Below are 16,975 nucleotides of genomic sequence, written 5' to 3'. Positions count from 1 at the left end.
TTCTAGCCGACGAACTGCCTGGCGACGATCAGCACCGCCGCGCCGCCCAGAAACATCGCCATCAGGCCGCCGCGCAGCGACACCAGCGCGGTGACGATCAGCGCTGCCCATTCGGCCGGTCCGGCGCCGAGCGCGGCAGGCGCCACAAGTGTCGTCAGCACAGCGGCCGGCACGGCGTTGAGGCCGGCCTCGACGCGCGGGTGGACGGTCTCGAAGCGCGAGATGACGAGATGGCCGCCAACACGGGTGAGATAGGTGGCGACGGCGCCGGCGAGGATGATCCAGAAGGTCGTGCTCATGTGCGCTTCCCCACGCCGCTATGATGCGGCGGCAGAATGACCGCCAGAAGGACGCCGGCAATGGCGCCGATCGAGACATGCCAGGGCGAGCCGACCGTCTTGTAGGCGACGATCGAGGCGGCCGCGCTGGCGACGACCACCGGCAGCCACAGCGGCCGTTTGCGGAAGCCGAGAACCAGGCCGAGGAAATAGATCGGCAGCAGGAAATCGATGCCCAGCGCATGGGTATCCGGGATCATCTTGCCGAAGACCGCGCCGAGCGCGCTTTCGGCCACCCAGAACACATAGACCGGCAGGCCGAGCCCGAGATACCAGACGAACCCGACCGATCGGCCGGAGGCCGCGCGCGCCTCGGCCACGGCATATTGCGGATCCGTCAGGATGAAATAGCCTAGCGCCTGCTGCAGCAGCGGCCAATGCGCCATGCGCCGGCCGATGCCGGCGGAATAGAGCACGTGACGGAAATTCACCGCGAAGATCGAGAGCACGATCAGCCAAGGCGCGACATGCTGGCCGAACAATTCGATGCCGACCATCTGGCTGGCGCCGCCGAAGATCAGCGCGCTCATGAGGAATGCTTCCAGGACCGAAAACCCGTTGTCCACGGCAATCGCGCCGAACAGGATCGCGAACGGCGCTGAGGCGACCACTACCGGCATCGACAACCGCACGCCGTCCCAGAAATCGCTCCTCGCACGGCTTTCGGAGATTGCTTCCGCCGTCATCCAACTGCTCCCTTGAGCGGCTTGATTTAGGGAGCGTCGCCCCGCTTGTCACACCAATTCGCTTGAGCCGACGATCAGCGGAACTGATTGCCGGGCTTTGAGCGGCTCAGGCAGCCTTGCCCTGGATCGCCCTGCCCCAATCGAGCAGCGGCTTGGCGCGCAAGGTGAAGCCGACGAGATCGTCAACCAGCGCCGCCATGTAGATGGTTTCGGGATCAATATCATGCCGCACCACGAAATGGCGGTTGCGGACGGCTTGCGCGAGATCGGCTTCGCTGACGTCCTCGAAACCGCGCGGCGCCCGCTTCAGGCAATCTTCCCTATCCAGCTCCAGTCCAGCCTTTTTCAGTGCTGAAATCATGGCGCGGAAGGCGGCCGGCTTCGTCACGATCGCCTTGCGCATCGCCTGCAGCAACTCCGGTCCGGGCTGCCACCAGGCGACGCCGGCAAAGCAGCGCTCGAGGCCGATATGCACATAGAACACGCCCTGCTCCATCTTGGTGCCGTCGGGCGACAGGATTGCCGACAAATGCCGATTGTAGGGGCGCTTGTCCTTGGAGAAGCGAACGTCGCGATTAATGCGGAACAGCGACTTCTTACGGTCGCCGCGTAGGCCAAGCCTCGCCGCGGCGAAACGCTCGCTGAGTGCCTCGATGAGATCGCAGAACGGTTCGTGCAGCTCACTCTCGTACAGGCCGCGGTTTTCCTGGAACCATTCGCGGCTCTGGTGGAAGTCGAGCGCCTTGAGGAACGGAATGGCCTTCTCGCCAAAACCCTTGAACGCTCCGGCCATCAGCCGCCCCTGCCGATGCGCTGCAGCCAGGTGTCCTCGTCGATCACCTCGATGCCGAGATCGCTCGCAACCTTGAGCTTGGAGCCGGCGCCCGGACCCGCCACCACCAGATCGGTCTTGGCCGAAACCGAGCCGGCGACCTTCGCCCCCAGGCGCTCCGCCATCGCCTTGGCCTCGGAGCGCGTCATCTTTTCCAGCGTGCCGGTGAACACCACCGTCTTCCCGGAAACTTCGCTGCCGGCCGAGATTTCGACCACATAGGGCTTAGGATGGACTTGCGCCAGCAGCGCATCGAGCACGTCGTCATTGCGCTCATTGCCGAAGAAGTCGCGCAAGGCGTTGATGACGGTATCGCCGATGCCGTTGATCGACGGGAACACGTCATGCGGATCCTGCGCCTTCGCCGTCTCCTTGCCGACGCGGATCAGTTCCTCGATGGTCGAGAACTGGCGGGCAAGCACCGCCGCCGTGGTCTCGCCGATATGGCGGATGCCGAGCGCGAAGATGAAGCGGTCGAGCTCCGGCTCGCGGCGCGCGTCGATGGCTGCAAACAGCTTGTCGAGGCTTTCGTAGTTGCGATCTTCGACGCTGCGCACATTCTTGCGCGTCTTGCCCGATGCGGCCTCGCGCAGTCTCGCCTGCTCCTCACGCCGCTCCGCCAGCGCCTTGGTGACGGCCGGCCGGCGGTCCTTCAGCGTGAAGATGTCGGCGGCGGTCTTGACCAACCCGGCATTGAAGAACAGGTCGATGTTCTCGGCGCCGAGGCCCTCGATATCGAGCGCGCCGCGCGACACGAAGTGGCGCAGCCCCTCCACGGCCTGCGCTGCGCAGATCAGCTCGCCGGTGCAGCGGCGCCGCGAATCCTCCTTGCCGGTCTTCTCGTTGATCTCGCGCGTCGCCGGCGAGCCGCAGATCGGGCAGGTGTGCGGGAACTCATACGGCATCGCATCGGCCGGCCGCTTGTCGATGACGACCCTGACGATCTGCGGGATGACGTCCCCTGCCCGCTGGATCACCACCGTGTCGCCGATGCGCACGTCAATGCCGTCGCGGATCGGCTGCCCGTTGCTGTCAAAACCCTTGATGTAATCTTCATTGTGCAGCGTGACGTTTTCCACCACCACGCCGCCGACCGTCACCGGCGCCAGCCGCGCCACCGGCGCCAGCGTGCCGGTGCGGCCGACCTGGATGTCGATCTTCTCGACCGTCGTCATCGCCTGTTCGGCCGGGAATTTGTGGGCAACTGCCCAGCGCGGCTCGCCGGTGACAAAACCCCAGCGGCGCTGCAGCTCGAGCTGGTCGACCTTGTAGACGACGCCGTCGATGTCGTAGCCCAGCGAAGAACGCTGCTCCTCGATCCGATGGTAGTGCGCGATGAGTTCGTCGATCGACCTCGCCCGCACCATCAGCGGACTGACCTTGAAACCCCATTCCTTGAACTTCTGCACGGAATCGTACTGGGTCGGAGCGGGATCTGCCGTCGTGTAGCCCCAGGCATAGGCGAAGAATTTCAGATTGCGGCTGGCGGTCACGGCTGGATCCTTCTGGCGCAGCGACCCGGCCGCCGTGTTGCGCGGATTGACATAGTCCTGGCCGCCAATAGCTGCCGAGCGCTGCTTCAACGCTTCGAACTCCGCGTAGGTCATGTAGACCTCGCCGCGGATTTCGATGACCTCCGGCCAGCCCGAGCCCTGCAACTTCTTCGGGATGTCGCCAATGGTCTTGAGATTAGCAGTGATGTCCTCGCCGACCGCGCCGTCGCCGCGTGTCGCGCCCTGCACGAAGATGCCGTTCTCGTAGCGCAGCGATGCCGACAGCCCGTCGATCTTCGGCTCCGCCGTGAAGGCGATGTCGAGGTCCTTGTCGCGGTCGAAGAAGCGCCGGCCACGCTCGATGAAAACGGCGACGTCCTGGTCGGTATAGGCCTTGGCGAGGCTCAGCATCGGCACGGCATGCCGCACCTTGGCGAAGCCTTCCGCCGGCGGCGCGCCGACCCGACGCGACGGCGAATCCTCGCGAACGAGATCGGGAAAGCGCCCCTCGATGGCAAGGTTGCGCCGCGCCAATGCGTCGTATTCGGCGTCCGAAATCGTCGGTGCATCCTCCCTATGGTAGCGCCGGTCGTGCTCGGCGATCTCCGCCGCCAGCCGCTTCAGCTCCTCCGCGGCCTCGCTTTCGCTCAGCGAATCGACTGGTTTTTCAGACATGAAGCGCGGTCCTCGAATTGTGGCGGGCCACTATAAATCAGGATTCGGTATGGAGGAGTCGGCTTGCGCAAAAATCATTGCCGAACAGCAGGATGCAGCCACCTGCTGACTCGGCATTCCAGCCGGGGAATCAAGAAGCCTAGGCTGCCGCGGTGTTCTCGCGCAGCAAACGCTCAGCGGCGGCGCGCGCTTCATCGGTGATGGTCGCGCCGGCCAGCATGCGCGCGATCTCTTCCTGGCGCGCCGCGCGATCCATTTCGGCAATGCCGGTGGCGACACGGTCCTTGCCGCCGGACTTCGAGATTAGAAAATGCGTCGCGGCGCGCGCCGCCACTTGCGGCGCATGCGTGACCGAAAGCACCTGCACCCGCTTCGACAGCCTCGCCAGCCGCTGGCCGATGGCGTCGGCCACGGCGCCGCCGACGCCGGTGTCGATCTCGTCGAAGACCAGGGTCGGCGCCGAGCCTCGGTCGGCAAGCGCCACCTTCAGCGCCAGAAGGAAGCGCGACAGCTCGCCGCCGGACGCAACCTTCATCATCGGCCCGGGCCGTGTGCCCGGATTGGTGCGCACCCAGAACTCGACCTGGTCGATGCCTTCTTCCATGCGGCTTTCGGCATCGCTCAGCATCTCGACGATGAACTCCGCCCGCTCGAGCTTGAGGGCTGGCAGTTCGGCCATCACCGCCTTGGTGAGGCCCGCCGCCGCCGCATGGCGCAGCGAAGAGAGCTGCGCCGCGGCTATGTCGTAAGCTTCGCGCGCGGCGGCAGCTTGTTTCTGCAGCCCGTGCAGTCGCTCCTCGCCCGCATCGAGATCGGCAAGGTCGGCCGCCATCGTGTCGCGCAGCTGCGCAAGATCGTCGACCGCGACATTGTGCTTGCGCGAGGCCGCGCGCAGCGAGAACAACCGCTCCTCCGCCTTTTCCAGGCGCTGCGGATCGTATTCGGTGGCGCGTAGTGCTGTCTGGACCCCGGACTGCGCCGCGTCGAGCGAGATCATTGCCTCGTCCAGCGACTTCACCACATCCTCGAGCAGGCCGGGCACCTCACCCGATTTGCGCTGCAGCCGCCTGAGCAGGCTGGCGAGCTGCGGCAGGGGCGAAGACGGCCCCGACAGCACGTCCTGCGCATCGTGGATCTCGGACGTGATCTTTTCGGCGCGCATCATCTGCGCGCGCAATTCGGCAAGCTCGGTTTCTTCGCCCGGCTGCGGATCGAGCTTCGCCAACTCGGCGACCGAGGCCCTGAGATAATCGGCCTCGCGCGCCGCCGCCTCGACCTTGGCGCGATGCCGCGAAAGCTCCTGCTCGCAGTTCCGCCAATAGCGCCAGGCTTCGCCCGTGCCGCGCACGGCGCCGAGATGGCCGCCGAAACTGTCCAGCAATTCGCGGTGGGCGCCGGGATCGACGAGCGCCCGCTCGTCATGCTGGCCGTGAATCTCGACCAGCGCGCGCCCGACGTCGCGCATCAGGGTCACGCTGGACGGCTGATCATTGACGAAGACGCGGGTACGTCCGTCGGCGGTCTGCACGCGGCGCAGGATGATGTCGCCATCATCCTCGATGTCGTTGTCGGCAAGCAGCGCGCGCGCCGGGTGGTTGCGCGGCACGTCGAACACGGCGATGACCTGGCCCTGCGCCGCGCCATGGCGGACGAGCGAAGCGTCGCCGCGCGCGCCAAGCGCCAGCGACAGCGCATCGAGCAGGATGGATTTGCCGGCGCCGGTCTCGCCGGTCAGCACCGAAAGCCCAGGCAAGAAGTCGATGTCCAGCTTCTCGATCAGGACGATATCGCGGATCGACAGTCTGGACAGCATCAGAAGTGTCAGGCGCCGGTGATCAGCTTCCCGGCCTTGGAGATCCACGACCCGGCATTCTCGCGCGGTTCAAGCCCGTTGCTCTGCAGGAGCTTGTAGGAATCCTTGTACCACTGGCTGTCCGGGTAGTTGTGACCGAGCACCGCTGCGGCTGTCTGCGCTTCCGACGTCAGGCCCATCGCGTAGTAGGCTTCGGTCAGTCGCGCGAGCGCCTCCTCGACGTGGCGCGTGTTGGAGTAGTTCTCGACCACGGTGCGGAAGCGCTTGACGGCGGCGATATATTCGCGGCGTTCCAGATAGTAGCGGCCGATCTGCATCTCCTTGCCGGCGAGCTGGTCGGTGGCGAAGCGGATCTTGTCCTTGGCGTCGTCGACATATTCGGAATTCGGCCAGCGGGTCACCAGGTCCTGCATGGTCTGCACCGTCTGGCGCGCTTCCTTCTGGTCCTGGGTGACGTCCTTGATCTGCCGGTAGTAGCTCAAGCCGATGATGTACTGCGCATAGGCGGCATCGTCGGTTGAGGGATAGAGCGTCAGGTAACGTTTGGCGGAACCGATCGCCTCCTCGTAGTTGCCGGCGCGATAGTCGGCGAAGGCGCCCATCACCATCGATTTGCGGGCGAATTCCGAGTAGGGATGCTGGCGGTCGACGGCGTCGAACTTCTTGCTCGCCTCATCGAGGCGGCCGGCATTCAGATTGGCGAGGCCCTGGTTGTAGAGAACGTCTGCGGGTTCGGTGTGGTCGACATAGGTCGCCAGATTGACGTCCTTCTCGGACGACATGCAGGCCGACAGCATGAGCGACGGGGCGACCAACGAAAACGCCAGGAAAACAGCCCGATACGGCGCCTTCGATTGACCAACTCGCGAAAAAAACATGTTTGGATTCCGCCCTTTCGGCGTCGTTTCGGTCCCGGCCGCAGCCATAAACCATTATCCCCTTGCCCGGCAACGCTATGTCCGGCCAATCGCACATTTTTGTGGCGGTTTGGGACCGTCCCCAAAGCCGCACGATTTCACGGGTTTGTGATGCATTTGCGCAACACCGGCTTCGCTACAAAGCCAGAAAATCGTTAAAAATCAGATCACCCAGGGCGCGTAGACCGGTCCGCTGACGGCGATCATTTCGGCGACCCGGCCGCGCTCGCGGCGCCGCGTCTCGACGATCTCGAAGGCCGTACGGTCCGAAAGCAGGCGGCGCAGCGCCGCCGCGTTCATCCGATGGCCACCACGATAGGAGCGGAAGCAGCCGATGAAGCGCGCGCCGGCAAGCGCCAGGTCGCCCATGGCGTCGAGCGTCTTGTGGCGGGCGAATTCGTTCGGATAGCGCAGTCCGCCGACATTGATGACGCGGTTGTCGTCGCCGATGACCAGGGAGTTCTCCAGCGACGACCCGAGCGCGTAGCCGGCGGCCCACAGCCGCTCGACATCCTTCATGAAGCCGAAGGTGCGGGCCCGCGCGATGTCGCGGCGGAAGATGTCGGGGTTGATGTCGGAGGCGAAGAGCTGGCGGCCGATGGCTGGGCTCTCGAAATCGATCTCGACCTCGAATCGGGTGCCGTCATAGGGGCGGAACTCGGCCCAGGACGCACCGGCTTCGACGCGGATCGGCTTGACCACGCGGATATAGCGGCGCTTGACCGAAAGCGTGTCGATCCCCGCCTGGTCGAAGGCTTCGACAAAGGCCACCGCGCTGCCGTCGAGAATGGGGACTTCCGGACCGTCGATCTCGATGATGAGATTGTCGATGCCAAGTCCGAACACCGTCGCCATGAGATGTTCGACGGTTCCGATATGCTGGCCGACCGGATCGCCGAGCATGGTGCACAGGTCGGTGGCGCCGACCTCGGAGACCAGCGCGCGGAACTCGCGGAACTCGCCGCCATTCGCGAGGTGGAACACGATGCCGGTATCGGCGTCGGCGGGCAGGAAATGAACGGTGACGGGCTTGCCGCTGTGGACGCCGGTGCCGGTCAGCGTCACGCGCGCCTTAACTGTCGTCTGATAGTCGTGCAAGACAAACCCCATAAGCCCAAACCGCCTGTGTCCGCTTGTCAGCCTTAGGCATTATCGGCCCGACGGATCATCTGGCCTGCGCGCAAAAGCGGCGAATGAGCAAGGCAGCGGCTCTGATAACATCGGCAGGCAGGGCCAACTCCCCGAATCCCGGCAAACCGACTTTAGTCCGACGCGAAGATAGTGGCCCGTCCGGGAGACGCCAAATCACGGTTTCTTACCCCGTGTAACCGCTGTCCTGAACGAAGAAACACTCGTAATCCGTTGTTTCTCTACAACTTTTAAAGGCAACAGGCAGACGATCTCTCGCCCGCCTGTTAACAGCTGTTATATATCGTTAGTGCATGTTCTGCCCCAAAGTGCGCAGCGGTTTTGGGAGAACGACATTATCAAACATTGCTTAAAGCGCGCCGCATAGGCGGCGCGCTTTAACGATTAGTTCGCCTGGCGACGCAGGAACGCTGGGATCTCCAGCTGGTCGTCTTCCTGCACCGTGCGGGTTTGAGGCGTGAGGCGCCCCTGGTCGTCGAGCTGGCCGCGGCGCGGCGCATAGAGCTGCGGGTCTTGGCTGGCGAGGCGGCGCATTTCCGGTGCCGCCTGGCGCAGTTTCGGCTCGCGCGGCTGCGCCGGCTGCAGCCGGGCGGGCTCTTCCTCGCGGCGGGTCAGGCCGTTGGTCAGCCGCTTGATCAGCCCCATCGGTCCGCTGTTCTCATGATCCGCAGGGCGGCTCTTGGCCTCCACCTCGGCCCTCACGACCGGTGGAAAGTCCTCGACGCGCGGCATGCGCTGCGGCGCCGCCGCCATCGGCTGCGGCATCTCGCGCTGCGGCGCGGGCTGCATGACCGGCTGCTGGGCGATCGGGTGCGGCTGAGGCTGGGCCGGCGGAGCCTGGAAGATCTTGCTCTGCGGGCGGAAGTCGTCGACCGGCGCGGGGCGCGGCTGTGCCATCGCGGCGGCGTTCGCCTCTGCAAGCTGGATCGCCTCGGCGACCGGATCGACGGCGCGCGGCTCGTAGGCCTGCTGCTGAACCGGTGCGGGACGGCTTTCCTGAACAGGTGCCGCGGGACGGGCGACCGGCTTCTGCGGCGCGCGGATGGAGATTGGCGCCGCGGCGATTTCGGCCGCCGACTTGTCGATGCCGGTAGCGACCACCGAGACGCGGATCACGCCTTCCAGCTCCTCGTCGAAGGTGGCGCCGAGGATGATGTTGGCGTCCTGGTCGACCTCCTCACGGATCCGGGTCGCGGCTTCGTCGACCTCGAACAGGGTGAGGTCGCGGCCGCCGGTGATCGAGATCAGCAGGCCCTTGGCGCCCTTCATCGAGGTCTCGTCGAGCAGCGGGTTCGCGATCGCGGCCTCGGCGGCGGCCATGGCGCGGCCCTCGCCCGAAGCCTCGCCGGTGCCCATCATCGCCTTGCCCATCTCGCGCATCACCGAGCGGACGTCGGCGAAGTCGAGATTGATCAGGCCTTCCTTGACCATCAGGTCGGTGATGCAGGCAACGCCGGAGTAGAGCACCTGGTCGGCCATGGCGAAGGCATCGGCGAAGGTGGTCTTGTCGTTGGCCAGCCGGAACAGGTTCTGGTTGGGGATGACGATGAGCGTATCGACGCATTTCTGCAGTTCCTCGATGCCCATGTCGGCCGTCTTCATGCGGCGCTGGCCCTCGAAATGGAACGGCTTGGTGACGACGCCGACGGTGAGGATGCCCTTCTCGCGCGCCGCGCGGGCAACGACAGGTGCAGCGCCCGTGCCGGTGCCGCCGCCCATGCCGGCGGTGACGAAGCACATATGCGTGTTGGACAGATGATCGATGATCTCGTCGATGCATTCTTCCGCCGCCGCGCGGCCGACTTCCGGCTGCGAGCCGGCGCCGAGGCCTTCCGTGACATGCGCGCCAAGCTGGATCAGCCGCTCAGCCTTCGACATCGTCAGCGCCTGCGCGTCGGTGTTGGCCACCACGAACTCGACGCCGCGCAAGCCGGCTGTGATCATGTTGTTGACCGCGTTGCCGCCGCCGCCGCCGACACCGAACACGGTGATGCGTGGCTTAAGCTCGGTGATGTCCGGCTTCTTGAGATTGATGGTCATAGTCTCCGTCCTTTGCCTTTCCCGCCGCCTCGCCGCTGCGGCCGCCTTTGGGGCTGTCCCCGTCAAATTAAAAACTGTCTCTCAACCACTGACTCATGCGATGCAGTTTTCCGCCCGTTCCGGTCATCCTGAAACCGGAAAGTCCTTTCGCCGAATGGCTCTCGAAGCTCGCCATTTGAGGATAGATCAGAAGCCCGACCGGGGTCGAAAACGCCGGCCCCTTGGCCGCTTCCGGCAGGCCTGCCACGCCGAGCGGCCGGCCGATGCGCACATTGCGTCCAAGAATGCGGCGCGCCGCCTCCGGCAGGCCCGCCAGTTGGCTGGCGCCGCCGGTGAGGACGACCCGCTTGCCGACGGCGTTGCCGTAGCCCGATTTGTTCAGCCGGTCGCGCAAAAGCTCCAGCGTCTCGTCGATGCGCGCCCGGATGATGCGCGTCATCACCGAGCGTGGGATCTGTAGCGGCAGCTCGCCCTCCTCGCCGATCGGCTGGATGGAAACCAGGTCGCGGTCGTCCGCGCTGCCCGGCAGCGCAGAGCCATGCATTACCTTCAGCCGCTCGGCGGCGTCGAGCGAAGTTGACAGACCCTTGGCCATGTCGAGCGTCACATGATTGCCGCCGATAGCGATGGCGTCGCCATGCACGAACTTGCCTTCCGAGAACACCGAGATCGTGGTCGTGCCGCCGCCCATATCGATGCAGGCCGCGCCCATTTCGAGCTCGTCGTCGACCAAAGCCGCGAGACCGCTGGCATACGGCGTCGCCACCATGCGCTCGACCGACAGATGCGAGCGGTTGATGCAAAGCTCGAGATTGCGCATCGGCGCAGCATCGCCGGTCAGCACATGCATATCGACGCCCAGCGTCTCCCCGACCATACCGCGGGGATCCCGCACGCCGCGCTCGGCATCGAGCGAGAAGCCGACGGGAAGCGAATGAACCACCTCTCGCTCGGCCCGCAGCGCCTGCTTCGCGCCGGCAGCGAGCACGCGCTTGATGTCGGCTTCCTCGACCTGATGGCCGCCGAGATTGATGGTTGCCGAAAAGGCCTCGCTCTTCAGCCGGCCGGCCGTCATGTTGACGATAAGGGAATCGACGGTGAGCCCCGCCATGCGCTCGGCGGCGTCGACAGCGAGACGGATGGCATGCTCGGCGCGGTCGAGATCGACCACGACGCCCGACTTAACTCCCTGCGACTTCTGATGGCCGATGCCGATCACCTGGATGCGATGCGAGCGTCCGCGCAACAGCTTGCCGTCCTCGCGCGGCTTCAGCTTCGCCACCACGCAGCATACCTTGCTCGAGCCGACATCGAGCACCGTCAGCGTGCCCGACCGGCGCGAAGAGGCATCACCGCCGCCGCCAAGCCAGCTCATATCTTCGTCTCCGGCTTGCGTTTCGTCAGGGACTTCGGCTTGTCGCTGAGCGCGGCTTCGCGCTGCGTCGCAGCTTCCGGCGAGAGCTCGACGACCAGGCGATCGGACAACCGCATGTCGACGGCAGCGATGTCGCGCGTCAACAGCCCGTTGTCATGATCAAGCTTGACGAGCTCGGCGATCGCCTGATCCTCGCCGTCTTCCGGCAGCTTCACGGTGATGCCGTTCTCCAGCTTGAGATCCCAGCGCCGCTCGCCGACACGAATATAGCCTTTGACCCGCGCCGCCAGCTCGGGATAGCGCTTGATCCTCTCCAGGAAATCCGGCGCCTTGGCCGGCGCGCCCGTGCCGATGATCAGCGGCAGCAAAGCCTGCTTGCCGCCCGAGAACGGCGCGATCACCTCGCCCGACCGCTCGATGACCGAAAGCGAATTGCCCTGCTGCCAGAGCGCGAAGGGCTCACGCTCCTCGACACGGACCTCCAGCGTGTGAGGATAGATCTTGCGCACGGCCGCAACCTCGACCCAGGGCAACGTCGCGATGCGCTCGCGCGCAGCCTCGGCATCAAAGCCGATCAGCGACGTCCAGCCATCGAGGCCGAGGCGGTCCAGTATATCGATCTCGGAAGTCTGGCGATTGCCGACGACCTTGATCTGGTCGACGGCAAAACCGGTTCGGGCCGTCACGCCCTGCACGATGCTGTCGGCGTAGCCGCCGAGATAGGCCCCGTAGGCTCCGGCGGAAGCCAACAAGGCAGCCGAGAGGATCGCAGCCGAGAAGCGCGGCGCCTCATACTCGCCATCGCAGAGACGGGCAAGCAAACGCACCGGCCGCCGAAGCTGGCGCGGCAACACGAAATGGTCGAACGATAGCGGCACGCCGAACAGCGCGGGCCCAGTCCCGCGGCCCTTGCCCTGGCCCCACCTCAACGCAGACACGAAGCGTCCTCCACCATCCAACTCAACAATTCGCCGAACGAATGCCCCGCTTGCGCGGCGATTTCAGGCACCAGAGACGTCGGCGTCATGCCCGGCTGGGTGTTGATCTCGAGCCAGACAACCTCGCCGTTTTCGGAGTGACGGTCGTCGTAACGGAAGTCCGACCGGGAAACGCCCCGGCAACCGATAGCAAGATGAGCCTTGAGGGCCAGTGTCTGTATTTTTTGGTAAATATTCGGTGAAATTTTTGCAGGGGTTTCGTGTTTTGATCCACCCGGGACGTACTTTGAATCGTAGTCGTAGAAGGAATGACCGGTCGGGATGATTTCACAGACCCCAAGCGCCACGTCACCCATCACCGCGCAGGTCAACTCGCGCCCGTGGATGTAGCGCTCGACCATGACGATCTCGCCATACTTCCATTCGGACGAGCCGATGACTTGCGGCGGATGCGACTGCCCCTCGTGCACGATGACGACGCCGAAGCTCGAGCCTTCATTGACCGGCTTCACCACGTAAGGGGGCTTCATCGGATGCTTGTTCTGGACGGAGAAGCGGTTGACCACCTTCGATTCCGCGACGGGAATGCCGGACGCCTTGGCGACCTTCTTGGCCTGCTCCTTGTTCATGGCCAGCGCCGAAGCGAGCACGCCCGAATGGGTGTAGGGAATTCCGAGATATTCGAGAATTCCCTGGATGGTGCCATCCTCGCCGAACGGGCCATGCAGCGCGTTGAAGGCGACATCGGGCTTGAGCTCGGCAAGCACAGACCCGACATCGCGCGAAACATCGACGCGGGTGACCTGATAGCCTTCATTCTCGAGCGCATCCGCACATGCCTTCCCCGACGACAGAGACACGGGCCGCTCCGAGGAAAATCCCCCCAGGAGAACAGCCACATGCTTCTTCTTCATCCCGCCTTCCCCTTTCACGCCGGGCCTGCAACCAATATTTCCGCACGCAACATTTCCGCACATTGAGTCCGGGTCTTCCGGCAGGTTGCCCCCCAGACGGAAAACGCGGGTAACGCGTCAAACGACTCAAATCAGGAAACGCTTTAGAGCAGAGAATCAGAGAGTTGATTCCCTGGCAAGTACCTATGATTCCGAGAGATTCACTTTCCGCGAAAACGGGCGAGAAAAGTGTGTTGTTGAGTCTTTGCGGTAACGCTTGACGGCGTCGCCGACGACGCAAGTTCAAGCACTACTTGAACATCGCAGCGAGCTAAAGAAGCTGGCCCAGGAACTCCTGCACCGCGTGACCCGGCCGGAAGTTGCCCAGCCGCTTGATCTCCCAATGCAGGCGGATGCCCGAATTTTCCAGCACCCGCGCTCGCACCGTCTCGCCGAGATATTCGAGATCGTAGCCGGTCGCGGTGCCGGTGTTGATCATGAAGTTGCAGTGCATGGGAGACATCTGCGCGCCGCCGATCATCAGCCCGCGGCAGCCGGCCTTGTCGATCTCTTTCCACGCCGACGAGCCTTCCGGGTTCTTGAAGGTCGAACCGCCGGTCTTCTCGCGGATCGGCTGTACCGTCTCGCGATGGTTCTGCACGGCGTCCATCGCCGCCTTAATCGCAACCTTGTCTCCCGGGGGGCCCTCGAAGATGGCCGAGGTAAAGATCAATCCGCCAGGCGCCGACGAATGGCGGTAGGCATAGCCCATATCCGCATTGCTCAGCGTATGGACATTGCCTGCGCGATCGAGCGCCCGCACCTCGACCACGCGCTCGCGCGTCTCGACGCCATTGGCGCCAGCATTCATCCTCAGCGCCCCGCCGACAGCGCCCGGGATGCCGTGAAAGAAATGAAACCCTCCGATGCCGGCTTCATAAGCCACGGCGGCCAGGCGCTTGTCCGGCGTTGCTGCGCCAGCCTTGATGGTGGTCGATCCGGTGACCTCGGCCTCGCCAAACCCCTTGGCGGAGAGCCTCACCACAAAACCGGGAATGCCGCCGTCGCGCACCAGAAGGTTTGAGCCGACGCCGACGACCGTGATCGGGATTTCCTCCGGCACCGCGCGCAGGAAGGCCGCGAGATCCTCCTCGTCGGCCGGCTGGAACAGCGCTTCCGCCAGCCCGCCGGCACGGAACCAGGTGATCTTGTCCATCTCGGCATTGGGCGCGACGCGGCCGCGCAGGCCGGCAAGCTTGTCGCCGAGCTTGTCGATCAGGTCCTGGCTGCGCATCATGAGGGGGCCCCACCGAGTTCCTTGGGCAGCGCATAGGCCCATTGCGTGATGTTGCCGGCGCCGAGGAAGATGACGAAGTCGCCCGGCTTGGCAAGTTCGCGGACGGCCGGCGCGACCGCCGCCGGGCCTTCGATATAGCGCGCGTCGCGATGGCCGCCGGCACGGATGCGCGACACCAGCGCGTCCGAGGTCACCCCCTCGATCGGTTCCTCGCCGGCCGCGTAAACGGGCGCCACCATGACCGTGTCGGCATCGTTGAAGCAGACGGAAAACTCATTGAACAGGTCGTGCAACCGGGTGAAGCGGTGCGGTTGCGCAATCGCGATGACGCGGCCCTTTGTGGCTCCGCGCGCGGCCTTGAGCACCGCCGCGATCTCGACCGGATGGTGGCCGTAATCGTCGAAGACCTCGACGCCGTTCCAGGAACCGGTGTGCGTGAAACGTCGCTTGACGCCGGCGAAGGATGACAGGCCTTTCTTGATGGCTCCGGGGGACAGACCAAGCTCATGCGCGACCGCGATCGCTGCCGTCGCGTTGGAGACATTATGGCGGCCGGGCATCGGCAGCCGCAGACCCGTGATCGTCGTCGTGCCCCGCCCCTTGCGGTCGCGGATCACCACGTCGAACTCGGATGTAGCTCCGTCCATGCGATGATTGGCGAAGCGCACGTCGGCCTGGGCATTCTCGCCATAGGTGATGACGCGCCGGTCCTCGATGCTGCCGACCAGCGCCTGCACCTCTGGATGGTCGGTGCACATAACGCCGAAACCATAGAACGGTACGTTCTCGACGAACTGGCGGAAGGCCTCGCGCACCTTGTCGAAGCTGCCATAGTGGTCGAGATGCTCGGGATCGATGTTGGTGACGACGGCGATGTCGGCCGGCAGTTTCAGGAACGTGCCGTCGCTCTCGTCGGCCTCGACCACCATCCACTCGCCGTCACCCATGCGGGCATTGGTACCATATGCGTTGATGATGCCGCCATTGATGACGGTCGGATCGAGTCCGCCGGCTTCGAGCAGCGTCGCCACCATGGAGGTGGTCGTCGTCTTGCCATGCGTGCCGCCGATGGCGACCGCCTGGCGGAAGCGCATCAGCTCGGCCAGCATCTCGGCGCGGCGCACGACCGGCAGCAGTTTCTCGCGCGCCGCCTTGAGCTCTGGGTTGGATTTCTTGATGGCGGTCGACACCACGACCACCTCGGCCTCGCCGATGTTCTCGGCCTTGTGGCCGACGAAACATTCGATGCCCTTGTCGCGCAGCCGCTGCACATTGGCGCCGTCCGCCTGGTCCGAGCCCTGCACCTTGTAGCCGAGATTGTGCAGCACCTCGGCAATGCCGCTCATGCCGATTCCGCCGATGCCGATGAAATGCACGAGGCCGATCGTCTGCGGCATCTTCATGCGCGCGTCCTCCTGTAGTCGGAAACCGTTTTGCCGGACGCAATAGCCTCTGTCAGATCGCCGAGCAACCGCGCCGCGTCGGGTTTTCCGGCCGAGCGGGCGGCCGCGGCCATTGCGGTCAGCCGGCCGGGATCCTCCATCAGCCCGCCGACCAACGCGGCGATCCGCTCGGCCGAGAGCGTCGATTGCTGATGGACCTCGGCCCCACCGGCGGAGGCAAGTGCCGCGGCATTCGCCGCCTGGTCGTGATCGAGCGCATGCGGGTAAGGCACCAGCAGCGCCGGGCGTCCGATGACCGCGATCTCCGATACGGTCGAGGCACCGGACCGCGACATCACCAGATGCGCGGCCGCCATGCGCGCCGCCATATCGGTGAAGAAGGGCGAGACCTGCGCGTCGACGCCGAGATCGGCATAGGCGGTCTTCACTCGCGCCACGTCTTCCGCGCGCGCTTGCTGGGTGATCGCCAGCCGCTTGCGCTGCGCTTCGGGCAAAAGCGCGATCGCCGCCGGCACAGCATCGGAAAAGAACTGCGCACCCTGGCTGCCGCCGAAGACCAGGAAGCGGAACGGCTCGCTGGCATCCGACGCGACATAAGGCGATTTCGCCGCTTCAAGGACCTGCGGCCTCACAGGATTGCCCGTGGTCACCGTCTTGGCGCCGGCCGCGCTTTCCCCCTCGGGCAGGAACCCGCCGGCAATCGCATCGACCCGGCTCGACAGCGCCTTGTTGGCACGTCCCATGACGGCGTTCTGCTCATGGATCAGCGTCGGCACCTTGCGCCGTGTCGCCGCATAGAGCGGCGGCAATGTCGGATAGCCGCCGAAGCCGACGACGGCGTCAGGCTTGATCCTGGCGATGACACGACCCGCTTGCCGCACGCCTTGCCAGATCGTCCAGAAGGACGCGAGGATGGCGAAGGGATTCTTCGAACCCAAAGTCGCCGAGCGGATGGAGTGGATCGCGGCGGCGGGAAAGTGGCCGGAGTAGCGCTCCGCGCGGCGGTCGGTGGCAAGATGCACCTCCCAGCCCCGCTCGGTCAGCTCATGCGCAAGCGCCTCGGCTGGGAACAGATGTCCGCCCGTTCCGCCGGCCGCCAGCAGGATGACACCCTTCGACATCCGGC

General features: G+C 64.9%; 14 protein-coding genes. All 14 read right to left on the bottom strand.

The window, feature by feature from the left end; all coding sequences use genetic code 11:
• Positions 1 to 2: 2 nt before the first annotated feature.
• The 14 genes from CK215_RS21520 to murG all read right to left on the bottom strand — a co-directional run bounded on the left by CK215_RS21520 (position 3) and on the right by murG (position 16,970).
• A complete protein-coding gene (locus CK215_RS21520) occupies positions 3 to 299 on the bottom strand; it encodes an AzlD family protein (protein WP_066990781.1) in 297 nt (98 codons plus the stop codon).
• Positions 296 to 1,024 (bottom strand): AzlC family ABC transporter permease, encoded by a 729-nt coding sequence (locus CK215_RS21515; protein WP_066990778.1) that lies wholly within the window; start codon positions 1,022 to 1,024, stop codon positions 296 to 298. The genes CK215_RS21520 and CK215_RS21515 overlap by 4 nt, the downstream gene beginning before the upstream one ends.
• Positions 1,025 to 1,130: 106 nt before the next feature.
• Positions 1,131 to 1,817, bottom strand: coding sequence for a TIGR02453 family protein (locus tag CK215_RS21510; protein WP_095832085.1), 687 nt, complete (start codon positions 1,815 to 1,817; stop codon positions 1,131 to 1,133).
• On the bottom strand, positions 1,817 to 4,024 hold the full coding sequence (gene ligA, locus CK215_RS21505; RefSeq protein ID WP_095832084.1) for an NAD-dependent DNA ligase LigA: 2,208 nt from the start codon (positions 4,022 to 4,024) through the stop codon (positions 1,817 to 1,819). The genes CK215_RS21510 and ligA overlap by 1 nt, the downstream gene beginning before the upstream one ends.
• Before the next feature lie 139 nt (positions 4,025 to 4,163).
• Positions 4,164 to 5,837 (bottom strand): DNA repair protein RecN, encoded by a 1,674-nt coding sequence (gene recN / locus CK215_RS21500; RefSeq protein WP_095832083.1) that lies wholly within the window; start codon positions 5,835 to 5,837, stop codon positions 4,164 to 4,166.
• A gap of 8 nt (positions 5,838 to 5,845) precedes the next feature.
• A complete protein-coding gene (locus CK215_RS21495; protein ID WP_095832129.1) occupies positions 5,846 to 6,715 on the bottom strand; it encodes an outer membrane protein assembly factor BamD in 870 nt (289 codons plus the stop codon).
• Between the two features lie 201 nt (positions 6,716 to 6,916).
• A complete protein-coding gene (lpxC, locus tag CK215_RS21490) occupies positions 6,917 to 7,864 on the bottom strand; it encodes a UDP-3-O-acyl-N-acetylglucosamine deacetylase (RefSeq protein WP_095832082.1) in 948 nt (315 codons plus the stop codon).
• A gap of 423 nt (positions 7,865 to 8,287) precedes the next feature.
• Entirely contained in the window at positions 8,288 to 9,943 is a 1,656-nt protein-coding gene (gene ftsZ / locus CK215_RS21485) for a cell division protein FtsZ (RefSeq protein ID WP_095832081.1), read from the bottom strand.
• 67 nt (positions 9,944 to 10,010) lie between these two features.
• On the bottom strand, positions 10,011 to 11,318 hold the full coding sequence (gene ftsA / locus CK215_RS21480; RefSeq protein WP_066990759.1) for a cell division protein FtsA: 1,308 nt from the start codon (positions 11,316 to 11,318) through the stop codon (positions 10,011 to 10,013).
• A complete protein-coding gene (locus tag CK215_RS21475) occupies positions 11,315 to 12,256 on the bottom strand; it encodes a cell division protein FtsQ/DivIB (RefSeq protein ID WP_095832080.1) in 942 nt (313 codons plus the stop codon). The genes ftsA and CK215_RS21475 overlap by 4 nt, the downstream gene beginning before the upstream one ends.
• The gene (locus tag CK215_RS21470) at positions 12,244 to 13,170 is read right to left on the bottom strand and encodes a D-alanine--D-alanine ligase (protein WP_066990754.1); all 927 of its coding nucleotides are present in this window, start codon (positions 13,168 to 13,170) and stop codon (positions 12,244 to 12,246) included. Before CK215_RS21470 ends, CK215_RS21475 begins: the two co-directional genes overlap by 13 nt.
• Before the next feature lie 310 nt (positions 13,171 to 13,480).
• On the bottom strand, positions 13,481 to 14,446 hold the full coding sequence (murB, locus tag CK215_RS21465; protein ID WP_095832079.1) for a UDP-N-acetylmuramate dehydrogenase: 966 nt from the start codon (positions 14,444 to 14,446) through the stop codon (positions 13,481 to 13,483).
• A complete protein-coding gene (gene murC, locus CK215_RS21460) occupies positions 14,443 to 15,849 on the bottom strand; it encodes a UDP-N-acetylmuramate--L-alanine ligase (RefSeq protein ID WP_095832078.1) in 1,407 nt (468 codons plus the stop codon). The genes murB and murC overlap by 4 nt, the downstream gene beginning before the upstream one ends.
• On the bottom strand, positions 15,846 to 16,970 hold the full coding sequence (gene murG / locus CK215_RS21455) for an undecaprenyldiphospho-muramoylpentapeptide beta-N-acetylglucosaminyltransferase (RefSeq protein ID WP_095832077.1): 1,125 nt from the start codon (positions 16,968 to 16,970) through the stop codon (positions 15,846 to 15,848). The genes murC and murG overlap by 4 nt, the downstream gene beginning before the upstream one ends.
• Between the last annotated feature and the right edge of the window lie 5 nt (positions 16,971 to 16,975).

Origin of the sequence: Mesorhizobium sp. WSM3864 (assembly GCF_002294955.1) — a bacterium.
Classification (GTDB): domain Bacteria; phylum Pseudomonadota; class Alphaproteobacteria; order Rhizobiales; family Rhizobiaceae; genus Mesorhizobium.
The sequence above is the reverse complement of the archived record's forward strand: the minus strand, read 5'-3'. Positions and strand labels throughout refer to the sequence as shown.